The sequence below is a fragment of the Nocardia sp. NPDC052112 genome, assembly GCF_040680135.1.
In the GTDB taxonomy this organism is placed as follows: Bacteria; Actinomycetota; Actinomycetes; order Mycobacteriales; family Mycobacteriaceae; genus Nocardia.
This window is the reverse complement of the sequence record NZ_JBFAWD010000035.1, coordinates 64,586-83,731: the sequence shown is the minus strand read 5'-3', so window position 1 is coordinate 83,731 and position 19,146 is coordinate 64,586. Positions and strand designations below refer to the sequence as shown.

Here is a 19,146-nt window from a genome sequence, read left to right as displayed (position 1 = left end):
TACTGCGGATCGCGATGGCCGTCCGGACTCGCGACCACGATCCGGCCACCGGTCGAGAGCGGGCCGAACAACTCCCACACCGACACGTCGAAGGTGGCAGGCGTCTTGAACAACACCACGTCGTCGGCACCGATGCCGTATTCACCAGTGATCCAACGGATCTGATTGACGACGGCGGCGTGTGGCACCGCCACACCCTTCGGCCGACCCGTCGAACCAGACGTGAAGATCACATACGCGGTGTTCTCCGACCGCAACGGCGCGGTCCGCTCCGCATCGGTAACCGGCGCGTCCGAATACTCGGACAGCTCCAGGGCATCGATGGAAAGCGTGGGCAGACCGCCGCTTTCGAAATTGTCATGCGAGGTCGTCAGCACACAGACCGGTGCCGCCGATTCGAGCACATAGCTGACCCGCTCGGTCGGCTGATCCAGGTCCAACGGCACATACCCGCCGCCCGCCTCCTGCACCGCGTACGCCGCGACCACCAGCTCGACCGAACGCCGCAGACCAAGGGCGACAAGCTTTTCCGGGCCGACGCCGGCCTCGATCAACCGTCGCGCCAGGCGGTGCACGCGGGCACCGAATTCGGCGTAGGTGAGCGAGGCCCCGGTGGCCGGATCCACGATCGCGACCGCATCCGGCGTGGCGGCAACCTGCGCGGCGAACTCGCCGACCAGGGTGAGCCCGCCGCTCTGGTGAATACCGGTGCGACGCGGGCTGCGGCCGGGCCGACGACGCGGAAGCAGATCGTGTTCGGTGTCGTTCCAGCCGACTACCGCGAGCGCCGTTTCCTGATCGTCGAGCAACACGATATCGCCGACCGGCACGGTCGGATCGGCGATGATGGCCGCCAGAATCCGATCCAGGCGCCGCGCGAAGGCCGCCACCGTATCCTCGTCGAAAAGATCTAGGGCATAGGAGATTTCGGCCGACATACCGGCGGCCTGGCCCGCTTCCTGGGTCTCCTGCATGGTCAGCTGCAGATCGAATTTGGCCAGTCGCGCGTCGTAGTCGATGCCGTTGACCGAAAGCCCGGGCAATTCGAGGTTGGCCTGCTTGACGTTCTGGAACGCCAGCATCACCTGGAACAGCGGATTGCGCGCCTGCGAACGGGCCGGATTGAGAATTTCGACCAGGCGCTCGAACGGCAGATCCGAATGCGCGAACGCCTGCAGGTCGGTTTCCCTGGCCTGGGCGAGCAGATCGGCGAAACTCGCCGAACCGGCGACATCGGTGCGCAATACGAGGGTATTGACGAACATGCCGATCAGGTCGTCCAGCGCGGCCTCACCGCGACCGGCGGCCGGGGTGCCGATGACGATGTCGCTGGTACCGCTGGCCCGCGCCAGCAGCACCGCGAGCGCGCTGTGCATGACCATGAACAGCGACGCATTGTGCTTGCGCCCCAGATCGATCAGCGCGCGCTGGGTTTCGGCGGAGATCACGAAGGCGTAGGTGCCACCACGGTAGGAGGCGATCGCCGGACGCGGGCGGTCCGACGGCAGCACCAATTCGTCGGGCAGATCGGCGAGTTCCTCGGTCCAATACCGGATCTGGCTGGAGATCAGCGACTCCGGATCGTCCTCGGCGCCGAGCACCTCGCGCTGCCACAGCGCATAGTCCGCGTACTGTACCGGCAGCGCGGCCCAGGCGGGCGACTCCCATGAGGTGCGCGCCGCGTATGCCACCATGACATCGCGCGCCAGCGGCCCCATCGACCAACCGTCGGCCGAGATGTGGTGCACCACCATGCCGAGCACGAATTCGGACTCGCTGATCTCGAAAAGCCTGGCGTGCAACGGCACTTCATCGGTGACGTCGAAGGCCATGGAGGCCAGGTCGATCAGATGCTCGACCAGGGTCTCCTCGGTGACCCGGTACGGGGTCAGGTCGGGCACGATCTGCGCCGCGTCGAGCACGACCTGAACCGGACCGTTCTTGGTCTCCGGGAAGACGGTGCGCAGCGATTCGTGGCGGTCGATCACGTCGATCACCGCGACCTGCAGTGCGGCGACATCGAGATCACCGGAGAGCCGGATCGCGACCGGAATATTGTTGACAGCCGATGCGGTATCGAACCGGTTGAGGAACCACATGCGCTGCTGCGCGAGCGAGAGCGGCACCGACTCGGGCCGCTCCCGCGCGACCAGCGCACTGCGGGCACCGGCACCGGCATGCGATTCCACCCTGGCCGCGAGCGCGGCCACGGTGGACGCCTCGAACACCATCCGGATCGGTACCCGGGTATCGAGTGCGGTGCCGATGCGTGAGGCGACCTGGGTAGCGATCAGCGAGTTGCCGCCGAGGTCGAAGAAGTCGTCGTCCACGCCGACGCGGGGCAGGTCGAGCACCTCGCCGAAGATCTGGGCGACGATCTCCTCGATGGGCGTGCTCGGCGCACGGAAGGTGTGTACCTCGAAGACCGGTTTGGGCAGGGCGCGCCGATCGAGCTTGCCGTTCGCATTGAGCGGCATGGCCTCGAGTGTCACGAAGGCCGCGGGCACCATGTAGGTGGGCACCATGGCCGCCAGGTGCGTGCGCAGCGCGGCATCGAATCCGGCCTCGGGCTCCGCCTCGGTCGGCACCACATAGCCGACCAACTGGTCACCGAGCCGGCTGTCGGAACGGACCAGTGCGACCGCCTGCGCCACCGCGGGATGGGCGCGCAAGGCGGATTCGATCTCGCCGAGCTCGATCCGGACACCGCGCAGCTTCACCTGGAAGTCGGTGCGACCGCTGTAGACGATCTGTCCGGCGGCATCGCGGGTCACGAGATCGCCGGTGCGGTACATGCGAGAACCGCTGGGGCCGAACGGATTTGCGACGAAGCGGTCGGCCGTCATATCCGGGCGGGTGAGATAGCCGCGCGCCAGCTGGGGACCCGACAGATACAACTCACCCGCGACACCCGGCGGCACCGGATGCAGCCGCGCGTCCAGCACGTAGGCCTGGGTGTTCCAGACCGGCTCGCCGATCGGCGCCGCGCCGCGCACCACTTCGCCGACGACCGCATGCGTGGCGTTGACGGTGAATTCCGTTGGGCCGTACAGGTTGATCAGCGTGATATCGGGGCGACCGAGCTTGCGGAACGCCTCCACCGCCTCACCGGAGAACGCCTCACCACCGACCAGCAGCATGCGCACCGAGCTCAGTGCCGCCGGATCGACGGCACCGGCGAACACGGTCAGCAGCGACGGCACGAACGAGGCGATGGTGACCTGTTCGGCGGCGATCACCTCGGTCAGATACTGGATGTCGCGGTAGCCGTCGTGGGTGGCGATCACGGTGCGAGCGCCGGTCAGCAAGGGCGCCAACGGCTCCCACACCGACGCGTCGAAGGTGGCCGGAGTCTTGTACAGCGCGATATCGTCGGCGCCGATGCCGAATTCGGTGATGAGCCAGCGCATCTGGTGTACGAGCGCGGCGTGGGAAACCCCGACGCCCTTCGGGCGACCGGTGGAACCCGAGGTGAAGATCGCGTACGCCAGATGCTCCGGTCGCAACGGCGAGATGCGCTCGGCATCGGTCACCGGGGCATCGGAGATCTCGGACAGCTCGAGCTCGTCGACAACCAGCGTCGGCAGCTCGGGCGGCGTGAACCGATCCCGGGACGTGGTCAGCACATAGGCCGGCGCCGCGGTATCGAGCACATGGGCGATGCGTTCGGCAGGCTGATCGAGATCGAGCGGCACATAGGTGCCACCGGCCTCGAGCACCGCGTGGATCGCGATCATCAGTTCGAGCGAGCGCCGCATACCGAGTGCGACCGGGACATCCGGACCGACGCCGGCCTGGATCAGCCAGCGCGCGAGCGCGTGCACCCGAGAGCCGAACTCCGAATACGTCAGCGTCGCGGAGCGACTCGATGCGGGGTCGTGGTCGGCGAGCGACGCGCCGAGGGCCGGGGTGAAGCCATCGACGGATCGGTCGACCACCGCGATCGCATCCGGTGTCGCAGCCACTTGGCGGGTGAACAGATCGCTGACCGTCCCCGCCGCCTCGAGCGCACGCGGCGCGCCGTGCCAGCCGTCGCGGGCCAGCTCGACCTCGCGTTCGTCGAGCAGATCGATATCGCCGACGATCGCCGCCGGATCCGCGGTGACCCCGCGCAGAATCCGCACCAGCCGATCGGCGAACGACGACACCGTCGCCTCGTCGAACAGGTCCGTGGCGTAGGAGACGACAACCGAAACGCCCGCGGGCTCACCCTGGCTGCCGCGCTGTTCGGTCAGCGTCCAGAGCAGATCGAATTTGGCGATGTGGACTTCGAGTTCGGCGGCCGATACCGACAGTCCGGGCAGTTCCAGTGTGCCGTGCGACATCTCCTGGAACGACAGCATCACCTGGAACAGCGGATGCCGCGCCTGCGAGCGCGCCGGTTTGACCACCTCGACGAGACGTTCGAACGGCACGTCGCTGTATGCGAACGCCGCGAGGTCGACTTCCCTGGTGCGCGCGAGGAATTCGGTGAAGGACCGAGCCGGATCGACCTCCGAGCGCAACACGAGCGTATTGACGAACATGCCGATCAGGTCGTCGAGGGCCTGTTCGCCGCGTCCGGCGATCGGGGTACCGATGGCGATGTCGGTGGTGCCGGACAGCCGGGCCAGCAGCAGTGCCAGCGCGGCGTGCAGCACCATGAACGGGGTCGCGCCCTCGGCGCGGGCCAGTGCGCTCAGCTGGGTGTGTAGTTCGGCATCGATCTCGAAACCGAACTGCGCGCCGCGGAAACTCTGCACCGGTGGACGCTGCCGGTCGGTGGGCAGAGCCAGCTGATCCGGCAGTCCGGCCAGCGCGTCGCGCCAGTAGGCGATCTCGCGGGCGGCCATGGACTCGGGATCGCTTTCGGCGCCGAGCAATTCGCGCTGCCACAGGGTGTAGTCGCGGTACTGCACCGGCAGGGGTGCCCAGGCGGGCGGTTCCCCGGCCGCGCGGGCCAGATATGCGGTGGTGACGTCACGCGCGAGCGGCCCGAACGAGAAGCCGTCCGCCGCGATATGGTGCACGACGAAGGCAAGCGCGTATTCGGGGATGTCATCGGAGGCCGCACCGGTGATCTGGTACAGGCGCACCCGAATGGGCAGTTCGGTGGAGACATCGAAGCCGACGGAGGCGAATTCGGTGAGCACCTCGACCAGTTCGGATGCCGCGAGTGGCTGCACCGCGATATCGAGGTCGACCTCCTCGATCGGCAGCACCTGTTGATAGGCGCCGTCGCCCGAGTTGGGGAAGATGGTGCGCAGCGATTCCTGGCGGATCAGCACATCGGCGAGCGCGGCCCGCATGGCGTCGAAATCGACATGACCGCCCACCCGCACCACGAACGGCAGGTTGTAGGTCGGCACGGTGGAGTCGAATTGGTTGATGAACCACATCCGCTGCTGTGCCAGCGACAGCGGCACCTGCTCGGGCAGTTGCTGAGCCACCAGGGCCGGGCGCGGCCGCTCGGTGGGCGGCGCCGATTCGGCGCGGGCGGCGAGACCGGCCACGGTCGGGGTCTCGAACAGCGCGCGCACCCCGATCCGGGTGCCGAATGCCGCGCCGATCCGGGCCACCACCTGGGTGGCGACCAGCGAGTTGCCACCCAGATCGAAGAAGTTGTCATCGATGCCGATCCGCTCCTGGCTGAGCACATCGGCGAAGATCGCCGCCACGATCTGCTCGGCCGGGGTACGCGGAGCCCGGAATCCGGCCGCGTCCACGCTGAACACCGGCTCCGGCAAAGCCTTTCGATCCAGCTTGCCGGAGGTATTGAGCGGGAAGGCGTCCAACACCGTGATCGCGGCGGGCACCATGTAGCTCGGCAGCTTCTCCGCGACGAAACGGGTGAGTTCGATCGGTTCGATCGACTGGCCGGGCACGGGCACGACATACGCGACCAACTGCTGACCGGTGGCGGTATCGACCACGAGCACCGCGGACTGGCTGACCGCGCTATGGGCGAGGAGTTCGGTTTCGATCTCACCGAGTTCGATGCGCTGACCGCGGAATTTCACCTGGAAGTCGGTGCGGCCGATGTATTCCAAGGTGCCCGCGGCATTCCAGCGCACCAGGTCACCGGTGCGGTACATGCGCTCGCCGGGGACGCCGAACGGGTTGGCGACGAACCGATCCGAGGTCAGATCCGGACGACCGCGGTAACCGCGCGCCAGCTGACGCCCGCTCAGATACAGCTCACCCGGTGCGCCGACCGCCGCCGGGCGCAGCCGCGAATCCAGCACGTAGACCTGGACATTCCACTCCGGAATACCGATCGGCACCGTGACGGTGTCGGCGGCGGTGGCCTCCCAGTAGGTGACCGAAACCGCGGCCTCGGTGGGGCCGTACAGGTTGTGCAGACCGGCCGAGGTGATCGCACGGAATCCCGCGGCGGTCTCCGGCGGCAGTGCCTCACCGATGACGAAAACCGCACGCAGCGTGGCACATTGAGCGGCGGTGGCATGGGCGGCGAAGACCGTCAGCATGGACGGCACGAAGTCGGTGACGGTGACCCTGTGCCGCTCGATCATGTCGGCGACATACAGCGGATCGCGGTGCCCGTCCGGGGTCGCGACAACAAGTTTCGCGCCGACCATCAGCGGCAGGAAGTAACCCCACAGCGATACGTCGAAGGTGGTCGCGGTCTTCTGCAGGTACACATCCTCGGCGGTGAGGCGGTACTCGTCGAGCATCCACAGCTGCTGGTTGACGATCGCGTGATGGGTTACCGCAACACCTTTCGGGCGTCCGGTCGAACCCGAGGTGTAGATCACATAGGCGGTGTTGTCCGGACGCAGCGGCGCGCGCCGCTGCGCATCCGTCACCGGAGCGGCGTCGTACGCCGATACGTCGAGGGTGTCGATCTCGACCCGACGCACCGATTCCGGCAGCTCGAGTTCGTCGCCGGAGACCGTCAGCACACAGACCGGTGCCGCGGACTCGAGAATGTAGGCGGTGCGCTCGGCCGGATGATCCGGATCGATCGGCACATACGCGCCACCGGCCTTCAGCACCGCGTGCATGCCGACGACCAGATCCAGCGAACGTCGCATACCGAGTGCGACCAGCGACTCCGGGCCGACGCCATCGGCGATCAGGAACCGGGCCAGCCGATTGACCCGTGCGGCGAACTCCGCATAGGTCAGCGTCGCGGAGCGACTCGATGAGGGGTGGTGGTCGGGCGACGGGTGGGCCAGCTGATCGCCCTCGAATTCGAGGGCGACATTGTCCGGGGTCAGCTGAATCTGCGCATCCAGCAGGGCCGCCAGGGTGGTTTCCGGGACGTCCTGCTCGGAGTCGTTCCACTCCAGCAGCGTCAGGTCGCGCTCTTCTTCGCTGGTGGTGGGCAGCTCCCACACCACGTCGTCGGCATCGGCGGCCAGGAAGCGGCCGAAAAACTCGAGGAACCGCGAATGATGCTGCGCGCCTTCGGTCTCGGTGTAGAGGTTCGGATTGGTCTCGAAGTCGATATGCGTGCGGGTGCCCGCGACAGACTGGTAGAAATTGACGCCGAGGTCCTCGATGCTGCCGGTGGAGAGCACATTGAACTGACTCACCATGTCGCCGAACACGACCTCGTTGTGGAACAGCATGATATTGACCCACGGACCGAAGAACTCCGTGGTGACCACACCGTCACCGGCCGCATCACGGCGAATGTCCTCGTGCCGGTAGCGCTGATGCCGCAGCGCCCCCGACACCTCCACCTGCACCTGCTTCAGCAACTCCGCGACCGTGGTATCGAAGCCGACGCGCATGCGCAGCGGCACGATATTCGACGTCACACCACCAGAGCGGCGCATCGCCGCCGTGGTGCGCGCGGTCACCGGCAGGCTCAAGATCACTTCTTCGGCGCCGGTCCATTGCGCCAGATACGCCGCGAACCCCGCGATCAGCAGACCCGCGGGCGAGTTGTCGTGCCGCGCGACCGCCTCGGCCAGCAGCGTGTCCTGCTCCGACGACAGCACCGCGCTTGCCACATTGTTGAACGGGGCCGGCGGCGCGGAACGGCCGGCCAGGCTCGTCCCGTCCTCCAGACCCGCGACCCGCTGGGCCCAATGCTCTTTGTCGGCCTGGAATCGGGTGCTGTCCCGATAGGCGATCTCCTGCTCATACAGCGTGCGCAGCGAGTCGGCCTTGGCGGGCGATGGGTCGGTGCCGGTCACCGCCGCCGTGTACAGCTCGGCGATCCGCTTCATGTAGGTCATCGCACCGAACCCGTCGAGCACGATGTGATGAATCCTGGAGAAGAGGAACCAGCGCTGGTCCGCCAACCGCAAGATGGCATTCCAGAACAGGCGATCGTTGATGATGTCCAGCGGGCGGCTGTACTCCGCCCGCATCCATTCCATCGCCGCCGCCTGCGGGTCGTCGGCGTCGCGCAGGTCCAGATACGTGTAATCGGTCGACAGTGAGGTGTCGACCGCCTGCATCGGCTGACCATCGCGCTCGACGATCCGCAGCCAGCCCGACTGCGACTCGTTCCCCGCGTCGATAGCGGCCTGCCGAATCACGTCGAGATCGAGATCACCTCGCAGCTCGAGGTACTGCGCGATGTTGATCGGAACCTGCGGGTCCATGTGCTGCGCGTACCAAATGCCCAGCTGTGCGGGCGACAGCGGAAAGTACTCCGCGGCATCCTGCGTAGCGTCCGCCCGTGTGTCACCAGTTTCGCCGTTTCCGCCGAAATCCAGCCGGTCCAACCGTAACCTCGCTTCCGGAACACCACACGAGCGCTCCCCGACGAACGCCGGGACGCGGACGCGCACCTATGCGAGCGTGGCGCCTGTGTTCCCGCGTTCAGTTCTCATCAATCGATCAAAATGTTCATTGGCACTATCTGCCCGCCAGGCCGACCTCGTTACATCGGCGCGACCATGCCCGCTACCCACCGACCGGCTCCGCCGGGAAGTTCAATGCAGATCACCGAAACAATCTACCGTCGCTCTCGCCACCCGACCAATCAGGTCCCATAGCCGAAGAACATCACACCAGGCAGGGGGATCATCGCAAGTTTGCTGGGTGACTGTCACCGATCTCACACTGCTTGCGAAGGTCGGTGACGATCGCGGGCCGGATCGTAGAGATGGGACTGAGTGCAGGACAGATTCGGGGTCAAGGCGCGGCCGACGAGAACGACGGCGGCCTGGCGCAGACCCGCGGATTCGACCTGGTCGGCGATATCGGCGAGGGTGCCGCGCAAGACCAGTTGCTCGGGTTGGCTGGCCCGGTGCACCACGGCGGTCGGGCAGTCCGCGCCGTAGGCCGGGATCAGCTCGGCGGCCAGGGTGCGGATCCGGGTAATGGCCAAATGCAGGACGAGGGTAGCGCCGGTCTCGGCGAAGTTGGTGAGCGCTTCGGACTCCGGCATCTTCGTGGAACGGGCCCGAGTGCGGGTCAGCACCACCGATTGCACCAACTCGGGAACAGTGAGTTCGGTGCCGAGCAGGGCGGCCGCCGCGGCATAGGCGGGGACGCCGGGGGTGACGTCCCACGCGATGTTGTGCGCATCCAGGCGGCGGGTCTGTTCGGTGAGGGCCGAATATATAGAGGGATCGCCGGAGCAGAGGCGGGCGACATCCTTACCGGCCGCGTCGGCGCGCACCAGATGCCCGGTGATCTGGTCGATATCCAGGTGCTGGGTGTCGATCAGTTCGGTATCGGGTGCACAGTGCGCGAGCACCTCGGGGTCCAGGTAGGTGCCCGCGTAGAGGCAGACCGGGACGGTGCGCAGCAGCTCGACCGCGCGGACGGTCAGCAGGTCCGCGGCGCCCGGCCCGGCCCCGATGAAGTGCACGGTCATGCGGGTGAGTCTAGGGAGGGCTCAGGCCGTCGCGTCGAAGTGGGCGATCACCTTGGTCGGGCGCAGCCGGACCACCAGTTCGCCCGGGACACCGTTGCGCTTGCCGAATTCCTCGGCACGGTCCGCGCCCATATAGCGGCCACCGATCTCGGTGGCCGTGCGCAGGAGTTCGTCGGGATCCTCGGACAAGGTGACGGTGCCCCGGAGCTGAATGGACGAGTACGGCGCTTCCTCGAGGTCGACCACCAGCGCGATGCGCGGATCGCTGGCGAAGGCCTTGCCCTTGGCCGAGGCCTTGCCGGTATTGAAGACCAGTTCGTCATCCTCGAGGACGAACCACACCGGCGTCACGATCGGGCGTCCGTCGGAGGCCACGAATGCGACCTTCGCGGTTCGGGTGCCGTGGGAGAGGAATTCGCGCACTGCGGGATCCGAGAGTGAGGCCATGGCTCAACCCTAGGTCCACACCCACCGCCCGACGGGTCGCGCATCGCCGAATACCGACCGGTGGCTGTTCAGATGGCGCCTTGTTCGCGGGCGCGGGCGACGGCGGAGGTGCGCGAGCGGACGCCGAGTTTGGCATAGATGTGCACGAGGTGGGACTTGACAGTGGTTTCGCTGAGGAAGAGTTCCTTGGCGATCTCCCGGTTCGAGCTGCCGTCGGCCACCAGGCGCAGCACTTCGATTTCGCGCGGGCTCAGGGTGGTATCGGCGCGGCGCACCCGGATCATCAGTTTGGAGGCCACGGCGGGCGACAGCACACTCTCCCCCGCGGCCGCCGACCGCACCGCCGCGAGCAGTTCCACCGGTGGGGTGTCCTTGAGGATGTAGCCGCAGGCTCCGGCCTCGATGGCGCTGAGAATGTCGGCATCGGTGTCGTAGTTGGTGACCACCAGGACGTGGGGTGGTCGCGCGAGCGCACGCAATTCGGCGGTCGCGTCGACGCCGGAGCGGCCGGGGCCGAAGCTGAGATCCATCAACACCAGATCGACCGGGGTGGTGGTGCAGAAGGCGACAGCGGCCTCGGCCGTCGGTGCGTCGCCGACGACGGTGATGTCGGCATTGCTCTCCAGCAGTGCGCGTAGGCCCGCACGCACGATGGCGTGGTCGTCGGCGAGCAGCAGGCGGATCATGTGTGTTTCTCCGGACCGGTCGAATTCGGTTCGATCGGGTCTGATTCCGGTGCCTGCCCAGAATTCGTGGTGACCGAGCGGGATTCCACCGAAGCGGGCTGAAGCGGAAACGAGACGGTGACTGCGGTGTGGCCGGGCTCGGACTCCACCGCCATCGTGCCGCCCTGCTGTACTACCCGACTGCGCATCGCGGCCAATCCGAAGGTGCCGGACGGCGCGCGGTCCAGTACCGCGGGGTCGATGCCCGTACCGTCGTCCACAACATCGAGGTACACCTCGGTATCGGCGTAGGTCAGGGTCAACCGCATCCGGCTCGCACCCGCGTGGCGCACCACGTTCGAAACCGCCCCCTGCGCGATCCGAACGAGTGCCGCCTCGACGGGCATCGGCAGCCGCTCCGGGGCGCCCTCGACGACCAGCTGGGTCAGCAGTCCCGGAGTCTCGGCGCGGCGGCAGATGCGCTCGAGCGCCTGCGCGAGGCTCTGCCCGTGCAGCGCGGCGGGGGTCAATTCCGCTATCAGCCTTCGGGTTTCGGCCAGATTCTCCGCCGCCGTCTCGCGGGCCAGCCGAATCTGTTGCAGCGCGGGATGATCCGGTGTCGACTGCTCCGCGGCGTGCAGCAGCAGCTGGATGCTGCTCAACCCCTGCGCGACGGTGTCGTGGATCTCCTGCGCCAGCCTTTCGCGCTCGGCCAACTTTCCCGCCGTGCGCTCCTGCTCCGCGAGAGTTGCCCGGGTACTGAGCAATTCGTCGATCAGGCGCTGGCGTTCGGCGGATTCGCGGAACAGTGCCTCGTAGCCGAGCCCGATCCCGACCGCGACGGCCGCGCCGAGCATCGGCCCGATCGCACCCGCCACCGACCAGCCACGATGCACCCCGAAACCGATCACCGCCACCACCGTGGCCGCGCCGACCGCGAGCAGACTCCACGGCCGTGGCAGCAGGTGCAGGTAGAGGAAGAACAGGCCGAACGCGAGGTATCCGGCATCGGGTGCGAGTACCACGAGACCGAGCCACAGCACCGTCAGCGCCGTCAGCCAGATACGAATGCCCGCCGGGCGGCGGCCGACCAGGGCACCGGCGAAGTACACGGCCAGGAACACCGCGGTCAGCGTGACGACGCCGAGCGGATGTCCGGCGCCCGGCAGCAGTGCGCGCACCACGACCACCACCGCCAGCGTCGTCACCAGCACGTGCAGCCCCAACCGCAGCGCGGTGAAGACGGGGGTGAGCGGCGACGAATGCACGTTGCCAGCTTATGTGCGGCTATCCGGGCGGCATCCATCGAAAGGCGTAAAACACCGACCAACCTTCGATCGGTGCGCATTCCTCCGCGCGCGCGATGGCGCGGGCGGCGCCGCGCGGCAGGGTGATGGCATGTTCGTCGCACTCCGGGATCTGCGGGCCGCACGCGGCCGCTTTCTGCTCATCACACTGGTCGTCACCCTGGTGGCGCTGCTGGTGAGTTTCCTCAGCGGTCTCACCGCCGGACTCGCGCACCAGAACATCTCGGCCATCGAGGCGATCCACGCCGATGCCCTGGTCTTCGCCGATAACGGCGCGGATCCCGCCTTCGATACCTCCGCGCTGACCGAGCAGCAGGTCGATACCTGGCAGGCGGTCGCGGGATCGACCGGCACCGTGGATCCGATCGGCATCAGCCGGGCGGAGGGTGCGGTCGCGGGACAGGGTGCGACCAAGCCCGCCCAGGTCGCACTGTTCGGTACCGCAGGAACCGCATTCGGCAACCATGCCGCAACCGATGCCGGCACCATCGTGCTCAGCACCGGCGCGGCCAAGGCACTCGATGCCATCGCCGGTGACACCGTCACGCTCGGCACAAACACCTTCCGAGTGGCCACGGTGCGGGGCGACGATTGGTACAGCCATACGCCCGTCGTCTGGATGACGCTCGCCGACTGGCAATCGGTGAGTCCGCGCGGCGGTGCCGCCACGGTGCTCGCGGTATCCGCCGTCCCGGATACGTTCTCCGTCGACGCCGCTGCGCATACCACCTCGATCAGTGTGGCCGGATCGCTATCGGCTTTGAGTTCCTATCGAGCCGAAAACGGTTCGCTGACACTGATGACGGTGCTGCTGTTCGCCATCTCGGCCTTGGTGATCGGCGCCTTCTTCACCGTGTGGACGGTGCAGCGCATGCCCGATATCGCGACCTTGAAGGCACTCGGCGCGACATCCGGCGCGCTGGTCCGCGACGCCCTCGCCCAAGCGACGATCGTGCTGACCGCGGGTGTCGCGGTCGGACTCGGAATCACCGTCGCCGCAGCCATATTCATGGGGGACACGCTGCCCTTCGTGCTCAGCGTTTCGACGACGCTGCTCCCCGCGACGGCCCTGATCGTCCTCGGTCTGCTCGGCGCCGCCGTCGCCCTGCGCTTCCTGTTCACCACCGACCCGCTGACCGCACTCGGCGCGGCCCGCTGACCTCCGGAGATCCGTATGACCACCGCGACCATGACGAAAACCGCGCTCACCGTCAGCGAAACAACCCTGACCTATCCGGACGGCACGGGCCGGCTCACCGCACTGAACCGGGTGAACATGCACGTCACCGGCGGCACCATCGCCGCGATCACGGGTCCGTCCGGCTCCGGAAAATCCAGCCTGCTCGCCGTGGTCTCTACGCTGATCCGTCCCGATTCGGGCCGCATAACCCTCGAAACCCTCGACGGCACAATCGATCTCGCCACCCGCAGCCGCCGCGAAGCCGCCGCCCTGCGCCGCTCGTCCATCGGCATCGTCTTCCAACAGCCCAACCTCATCCCCGCCCTGACCGCCGTCGAACAGCTGGAAGCCATGTCCCACCTCGGCCAGCACCTCTTCACCTCGCCCACCCGATGCCGCGAAACCCGAACCAAGGCAATGGAATTACTCGACGCCGTCGGCCTGGCCGAGCACCACGCCAAACGCCCCGCCCAACTCTCCGGCGGCCAACGCCAACGCGTCAACATAGCCCGCGCCCTGATGAACGACCCGGCCCTGCTGGTCATCGACGAACCGACCAGCGCCCTCGACACCGAACGCGGCGCCGCCATAATCGACCTGATCCGCACCGTGGTCCGCACCCACAATGCCGCCACCCTGCTGGTAACCCACGACCAGACCCACCTCCACCAGATGAACGCCGTCTACCGCATGATCGACGGCACCCTCACCCCGATCCCCTGAAACCTGCTCGTCCGCTTGGATTTTCATGTCAGTGGCTGCCGATAGCGTGCAGGTATGCCCAGCGTCCTGCACGAAGTGGTGATCGATCTGTTCCGGCAACGCCCCCAACTGGCCGCCGAATTACTAGAGCTCGTGCTGGACAACCCGCTACCCGAATTCGACCATGCACGTCTGGAATCCGGTGACTTCCCCGATATCGACCCGACCGAGTACCGCGCCGACTCGGTAGTTGTGCTCGCCACCGGCACAACCCCGGTACTGGCTGTCGTCGTCGAGGTCCAACTCCAACCGGATTCCGACAAGTCCTGGAGCTGGCCCGTCTACCTGACCACACTGCGTGCCCGACTCCACTGCCTCACGATCCTGCTCGTCCTGTGCCCGAATGAGCGAACCGCCAACTATTGCCGCAAACCGATCACCGTCGCCCCCGAGTTCACGCTCAGACCTGTGGTACTGAGCCCGAAAGACGTCCCGATAGTCACCGAGCCCGAGGTCGCCACCGACAATCCAGAACTCGCGGTCCTGTCGGCCATCGCCCACCGCAACCACCCCGAACGAAACGCCATCCTGACCACCCTCGCTACGAGCGTGTTCCCCGCGCCCCGCGGCGAGATGTACATTGACCTGGTAGCAGCCATCTTGCCCAAGGCGGCCCGGCACTTCTTGGAGAGCCTCATGACGACCGGCACCTACGAATACAAGAGTGAGTTCGCGCGGCGTTACTTCTCCCAGGGCGAAGCCAAGGTGTTGCTCCGGATTCTCGCCCAGCGGGGTTTCGAAGTCTCCGAAGCCCTCGAGGCCCGCATCAAAGCCTGCACCGACGTCGACCAGTTCGACAATTGGGTCGATCGCTCACTCACCGCCAACCACATCGACGAGATCTTCCCGAAATAGCCGCAAACCTGATCATGTCGCAGTTGGCGACGACGTCTTCATCGAATTGCGCTGCGGTGGTCGTGCCACCGGCCGAACCCGTTGCGGCGAGGGCGAGCAGCGCCGTCGCGACAATTTTCTTCGATCTCATGCCGGACCGTTTCATCGCAGACCACTCTGCCCCGCACCCACCCCCACAATGCGATCATGAAGGCTATCAATCGATTACGCCGATAAACCGAGCAGAACATTGCGCTGTTCGCGCACCCGAACCTGAATCGCGTCGACAACCGCCGCCACCTCGGGCCTGCGCAATGTCTCGGTGCGGATGACGAGCCAATAGGGGAGCCGAACGGAGACTTCCTTCCGAAGTACTCGAATCAGATCGTCGTGACGATCGGCCATAAAGCAGGGCAGCAAACCGAGGCCCGCGTCCGCGCGAGTCGCTTCGACATGTACGAAAACATTGGTGGAAGTGACCGATTCGCGCATCGCGGGCGCGAAACTCGAGGCCAGGTCCAAATCGTCCACCTGCAGCATCGAATCAATGAAATAGACCAGCGAGTGGCGCGCGAGATCCTCGATGGCCGTTGGTGTGCCGTGTTCCCGGAGGTAGTCGCGCGAACCGTAGAGCCCGAGGCAGTAATCGGCCAGTCGAATCGCCCTGGCGCGGTGCACTTGCGGTTCACCGACGACAACTTCGATATCCAGCCCCGAACGCTGCTGGGACGCCCGGCGGGTCGCCGCGACGATCTCGACGGAGATCTTCGGATGCCGCCGCTGCACCTCGGCCGCGGCCGGCGCGGCCATATAGGCACTGAATCCGTCGGTCGCCGAAATCCGAACCACACCCTCGAGCACCCGGGTGCCGTCGGCATCGGTAGCCAGTGACTTGACCGCGGACTCCACCGCCTCGGCCGCCGCCAATGCCTCCCGCCCGAGATCGGTCAATTCCCAACCGCCGGTCACCCGGGTAAGCACCCGCCCGCCCAGCGTCTGCTCCAGTGCGGCAATGCGGCGCGAGATGGTGGTGTGGTTGATCCCGAGCTCCTCAGCGGCGGATACAAAGCGTCCGGATCGCCCGACGGCGAGCAGAACCAGCAGATCATCCGCGCTGGGGCGACTGGGACCCGAGGCGGCCGAGCTCATATCTGCATTCTTGCAGACGCGTACTGCACAACTGGTCATTGCGACCGAAGATATGTGCACGAATACTCGTTCTGACCACGCAATGTGGGGGCCGTCACATCTTTTTGCCAGATGTGGCCCCGGTCATGAAGGAGAAGTTCGATGAGTGTGCGCGATGCGATGCGGCCGACGGGAAACGACCCCGGCGGGATACCGGCCGGACTGAAGCGGGTGGTGGCCGCGTCCATGGCGGGCACCGTCGTCGAGTGGTACGAATTCTTCCTCTACGGCACGGCCGCGACACTCGTCTTCAGCAAGGTGTTCTTCGCCAAGGGCACCAGCGATCTCGACGCGATCCTCGCCGCCTTCATCACCTACGCCGTCGGATTCGCCGCACGCCCGCTGGGCGGTGTCGTCTTCGGACATTTCGGTGACAAATACGGCCGCAAAAAGCTGCTGCAATTCAGTCTGGTGCTCGTCGGCAGCGCGACCTTCCTCATGGGCTGTCTGCCGACCTTCGCCCAGATCGGTTATTGGGCACCGACCTTGTTGGTCGTCCTGCGCTTCATCCAGGGCTTCGCGGTCGGTGGCGAATGGGGTGGTGCGGTCCTGCTCGTAGCCGAACACAGTCCGAACCGGAGCCGCGGTTTCTGGGCGAGCTGGCCGCAGGCCGGGGTGCCGGTGGGCAATATGTTGGCGACGGTCGCGCTGCTGGCATTGACCTCGACGCTGTCCGACGCCGCCTTCCTCAGCTGGGGTTGGCGCGTGGCGTTCTGGCTGTCCGCGGTGGTCGTGCTGGTCGGCTACTACATCCGCACCAAGGTCACCGACGCGCCGATTTTCGTCGCGGCACAGCAGGAAATCGAACAGATCAAGGCCGATTCGCTCAGTGTCGTCGAGGTGCTGCGGCGCTACCCGCGCGGCGTATGCACCGCCATGGGACTGCGCTTCGGCGAGAACATCCTCTACTACCTGGTGGTCACCTTCACCATCACCTATCTCAAGGTGCATGTGCACGTCGACACCAAGGTCATCCTCTGGTGGCTGCTCGCCGCACACGCCGTGCACTTGGTCGTGATCCCGTTGGCGGGCATGCTCTCCGATCGCTTCGGTAGGCGGCCGGTGTACCTGGTCGGCGCGCTCACCGCGGGCACGTGGGGCTTTTTCGCCTTTCCCATGATGGACAGCGGCCACAACGCGATCATCATGTCCGCGATCATCATCGGCCTGGTGTTCCACGCTTTGATGTATGCGGGCCAGCCCGCGATCATGGCCGAGATGTTCCCGACCCGGATGCGGTATTCCGGTGTCTCCCTCGGTTATCAGGTCACCTCGATCGTGGCCGGATCGCTCGCCCCGATCATCGCGGTCCGCTTGCTCAATACCTACGGATCAGCGGTACCGATCGCCGTGTATCTGGCCGCGGCCGCGGTGATCACCGCGATCGCGGTCCTGTTCGCCCGCGAAACGAAAGGTATCGCACTGGAGAGCATCGACAACGCCGACGTGGAAACCCTCGCCACGCAATCGGCACCCACCCCGGCGGCGCCCGTTGCACCGGCCGACGCCCTACGAGCGGAGCTCACATGAGTGATCTGATCGGACGTTCCGCCCTGATCACCGGCGGCGCCAGCGGCATCGGCGCCGCCTGCGCCCGCGAACTCGCGGCACGCGGCGCCACCGTCACCATCGCCGATATCGATGACATCGGCGCGAAGGCACTCGCGGGCGAACTCGACGGAAAAGCCTGGGCCATAGACCTTCTCGACGTCGCGGCACTGGAACAACTCACCCTGGATGTGGACATCCTGGTGAACAACGCCGGTGTGCAGAGCATCAACCCGATCGAGGACTTCCCGCCGGAGCGATTCCGGAACCTGATGACCCTCATGGTCGAAGCGCCGTTCCTGCTCATCCGCGCGGCATTGCCGCAGATGTATCGGCGGGGCTTCGGCCGGATCATCAATCTGTCCTCGGTGCACGGGCTGCGCGCGTCCGAATACAAGGTCGCGTATGTGACGGCCAAGCATGCCCTGGAGGGCCTGTCCAAGGTGACCGCGCTCGAGGGCGGCCGCCATGGCGTGACGAGCAATTGCGTCAATCCGGGCTATGTCCGAACGCCGTTGGTGGACAAGCAGATCGCCGATCAGGCCAAGGCGCACGGCATCGACGAACAGGAGGTGCTGGAGCGGGTGCTGCTCACCGAGAGTGCGATCAAGCGCCTGGTGGAGCCGGAAGAGGTCGCGTCACTGGTGGGTTGGCTCGCCTCGCCGAATGCGGGCATGGTCACCGGCGCGTCCTACACCATGGACGGCGGGTGGACCGCACGGTGATGGTGTGTTGATTTTGCTCGTAGGACCCGCTCCGTCGGGGCTGGCAGAGGCTTGAAAAGCGGCGGGCGATCAGCCCAGTTCGGCCTGACCCAGTGCGTTCTGACCCAGTGCGGACAGCGCCATGCGACGCAGTATCGGCCGGGCCCGGGTGGCGGTGGCGGTGGTGGCACTGTGCGGCGTGGAGTTCATCAGGCCGAAGCCGGCATGGGCCTGCACCCGCGCGGTTTCCTCCGGCAGCTCCGGATACAGCTCCCGCAGCACCGCCACCCAGATCTCGACGTAGTGACGCTGGGTGCGCCGCAGTTCGCGCCTGGGACCGGCCGGCACGTTCTCGAGGTCGCGGTCCTGGATCCGGATGAGTTCGGGCTCGCCGAGCGCGAAGTCCAGATGGAAATCGACCAGCCCGGACAGTGCCTCGCGCGCCGACCCGGTCCGCGCCACCACTGCCTTGCCACCGTCGAGCAGCCGCTGGCTGACCCCGATGAGCAGTTCGACCAGCAGCGCCTCCTTATTCGGGAAGTGCCGGTAGACCGCGGGCCCGCTGATCCCGACGGCCGCGCCCAGGTCGTCCAGGCGCATGCCGAGGAAGCCGCGATCGGCGATGAGCCGGGCGCCCGCATCGAGCAGCTGCGCCCTTCGCTGCAGCTTCAATTGCTCCCTGCGGGTGGGTGCGACGGGGTCGGTGCTGGTCACACGCGCTCCTTTC

Annotated in this window: 12 protein-coding genes; 5 read left to right on the top strand and 7 right to left on the bottom strand. The window is 66.5% G+C overall.

The window, feature by feature from the left end:
- From AB0L58_RS38975 to AB0L58_RS38955, 5 genes are all read right to left on the bottom strand, one after another.
- Window positions 1-8,561 (bottom strand): amino acid adenylation domain-containing protein (locus AB0L58_RS38975; protein ID WP_364395561.1); only part of this gene is annotated, 8,561 nt, incomplete at its 3' end.
- Between the two features lie 458 nt (window positions 8,562-9,019).
- Complete coding sequence (cobM, locus tag AB0L58_RS38970; protein WP_364395559.1) at window positions 9,020-9,784, bottom strand: precorrin-4 C(11)-methyltransferase; 765 nt, start codon at window positions 9,782-9,784, stop codon at window positions 9,020-9,022.
- A 21-nt stretch (window positions 9,785-9,805) separates the two neighbouring features.
- Entirely contained in the window at window positions 9,806-10,231 is a 426-nt protein-coding gene (locus AB0L58_RS38965) for a PPOX class F420-dependent oxidoreductase (RefSeq protein ID WP_364395557.1), read from the bottom strand.
- 68 nt (window positions 10,232-10,299) lie between these two features.
- Complete coding sequence (locus tag AB0L58_RS38960; protein ID WP_364395552.1) at window positions 10,300-10,917, bottom strand: response regulator transcription factor; 618 nt, start codon at window positions 10,915-10,917, stop codon at window positions 10,300-10,302.
- Entirely contained in the window at window positions 10,914-12,164 is a 1,251-nt protein-coding gene (locus AB0L58_RS38955; RefSeq protein WP_364395549.1) for a sensor histidine kinase, read from the bottom strand. The genes AB0L58_RS38960 and AB0L58_RS38955 overlap by 4 nt, the downstream gene beginning before the upstream one ends.
- Window positions 12,165-12,294: 130 nt before the next feature.
- On the opposite strand from AB0L58_RS38955, the gene AB0L58_RS38950 reads away from it, so the two are divergent.
- The 3 genes from AB0L58_RS38950 to AB0L58_RS38940 are packed head-to-tail and all read left to right on the top strand — an operon-like array spanning window position 12,295 to window position 15,000.
- The gene (locus tag AB0L58_RS38950; RefSeq protein WP_364395545.1) at window positions 12,295-13,362 is read left to right on the top strand and encodes an ABC transporter permease; all 1,068 of its coding nucleotides are present in this window, start codon (window positions 12,295-12,297) and stop codon (window positions 13,360-13,362) included.
- Window positions 13,363-13,392: 30 nt separating this feature from the next.
- Window positions 13,393-14,106, top strand: a complete 714-nt coding sequence (locus AB0L58_RS38945) for an ABC transporter ATP-binding protein (protein WP_364395572.1) — start codon at window positions 13,393-13,395, stop codon at window positions 14,104-14,106.
- Between the two features lie 54 nt (window positions 14,107-14,160).
- Complete coding sequence (locus AB0L58_RS38940; RefSeq protein WP_364395543.1) at window positions 14,161-15,000, top strand: hypothetical protein; 840 nt, start codon at window positions 14,161-14,163, stop codon at window positions 14,998-15,000.
- Between the two features lie 204 nt (window positions 15,001-15,204).
- Here AB0L58_RS38940 and AB0L58_RS38935 read toward each other — a convergent pair whose 3' ends face one another.
- Window positions 15,205-16,128 carry a LysR family transcriptional regulator gene (locus AB0L58_RS38935; protein ID WP_364395541.1) on the bottom strand — a complete coding sequence of 308 codons (924 nt, stop codon included), beginning with the start codon at window positions 16,126-16,128 and terminating at the stop codon, window positions 15,205-15,207.
- A 141-nt stretch (window positions 16,129-16,269) separates the two neighbouring features.
- On the opposite strand from AB0L58_RS38935, the gene AB0L58_RS38930 reads away from it, so the two are divergent.
- Both AB0L58_RS38930 and AB0L58_RS38925 read left to right on the top strand, forming a co-directional pair.
- Complete coding sequence (locus AB0L58_RS38930) at window positions 16,270-17,697, top strand: MFS transporter (RefSeq protein WP_364395539.1); 1,428 nt, start codon at window positions 16,270-16,272, stop codon at window positions 17,695-17,697.
- Complete coding sequence (locus AB0L58_RS38925) at window positions 17,694-18,440, top strand: 3-hydroxybutyrate dehydrogenase (RefSeq protein ID WP_364395537.1); 747 nt, start codon at window positions 17,694-17,696, stop codon at window positions 18,438-18,440. The genes AB0L58_RS38930 and AB0L58_RS38925 overlap by 4 nt, the downstream gene beginning before the upstream one ends.
- A 69-nt stretch (window positions 18,441-18,509) precedes the next feature.
- Here AB0L58_RS38925 and AB0L58_RS38920 read toward each other — a convergent pair whose 3' ends face one another.
- The gene (locus AB0L58_RS38920) at window positions 18,510-19,133 is read right to left on the bottom strand and encodes a TetR/AcrR family transcriptional regulator (RefSeq protein WP_364395535.1); all 624 of its coding nucleotides are present in this window, start codon (window positions 19,131-19,133) and stop codon (window positions 18,510-18,512) included.
- Window positions 19,134-19,146 lie beyond the last annotated feature (13 nt).

What these genes read in the sequence shown, in the direction of transcription:
- cobM (WP_364395559.1), bottom strand. Translation starts at nt 9,784, where the DNA reads ATGACCGTGCACTTCATCGGGGCCGGGCCGGGCGCCGCGGACCTGCTG.
- AB0L58_RS38965 (WP_364395557.1), bottom strand. Translation starts at nt 10,231, where the DNA reads ATGGCCTCACTCTCGGATCCCGCAGTGCGCGAATTCCTCTCCCACGGC.
- AB0L58_RS38960 (WP_364395552.1), bottom strand. Translation starts at nt 10,917, where the DNA reads ATGATCCGCCTGCTGCTCGCCGACGACCACGCCATCGTGCGTGCGGGC.
- AB0L58_RS38950 (WP_364395545.1), top strand. Translation starts at nt 12,295, where the DNA reads ATGTTCGTCGCACTCCGGGATCTGCGGGCCGCACGCGGCCGCTTTCTG.
- AB0L58_RS38945 (WP_364395572.1), top strand. Translation starts at nt 13,393, where the DNA reads ATGACGAAAACCGCGCTCACCGTCAGCGAAACAACCCTGACCTATCCG.
- AB0L58_RS38940 (WP_364395543.1), top strand. Translation starts at nt 14,161, where the DNA reads ATGCCCAGCGTCCTGCACGAAGTGGTGATCGATCTGTTCCGGCAACGC.
- AB0L58_RS38935 (WP_364395541.1), bottom strand. Translation starts at nt 16,128, where the DNA reads ATGAGCTCGGCCGCCTCGGGTCCCAGTCGCCCCAGCGCGGATGATCTG.
- AB0L58_RS38930 (WP_364395539.1), top strand. Translation starts at nt 16,270, where the DNA reads ATGAGTGTGCGCGATGCGATGCGGCCGACGGGAAACGACCCCGGCGGG.
- AB0L58_RS38925 (WP_364395537.1), top strand. Translation starts at nt 17,694, where the DNA reads ATGAGTGATCTGATCGGACGTTCCGCCCTGATCACCGGCGGCGCCAGC.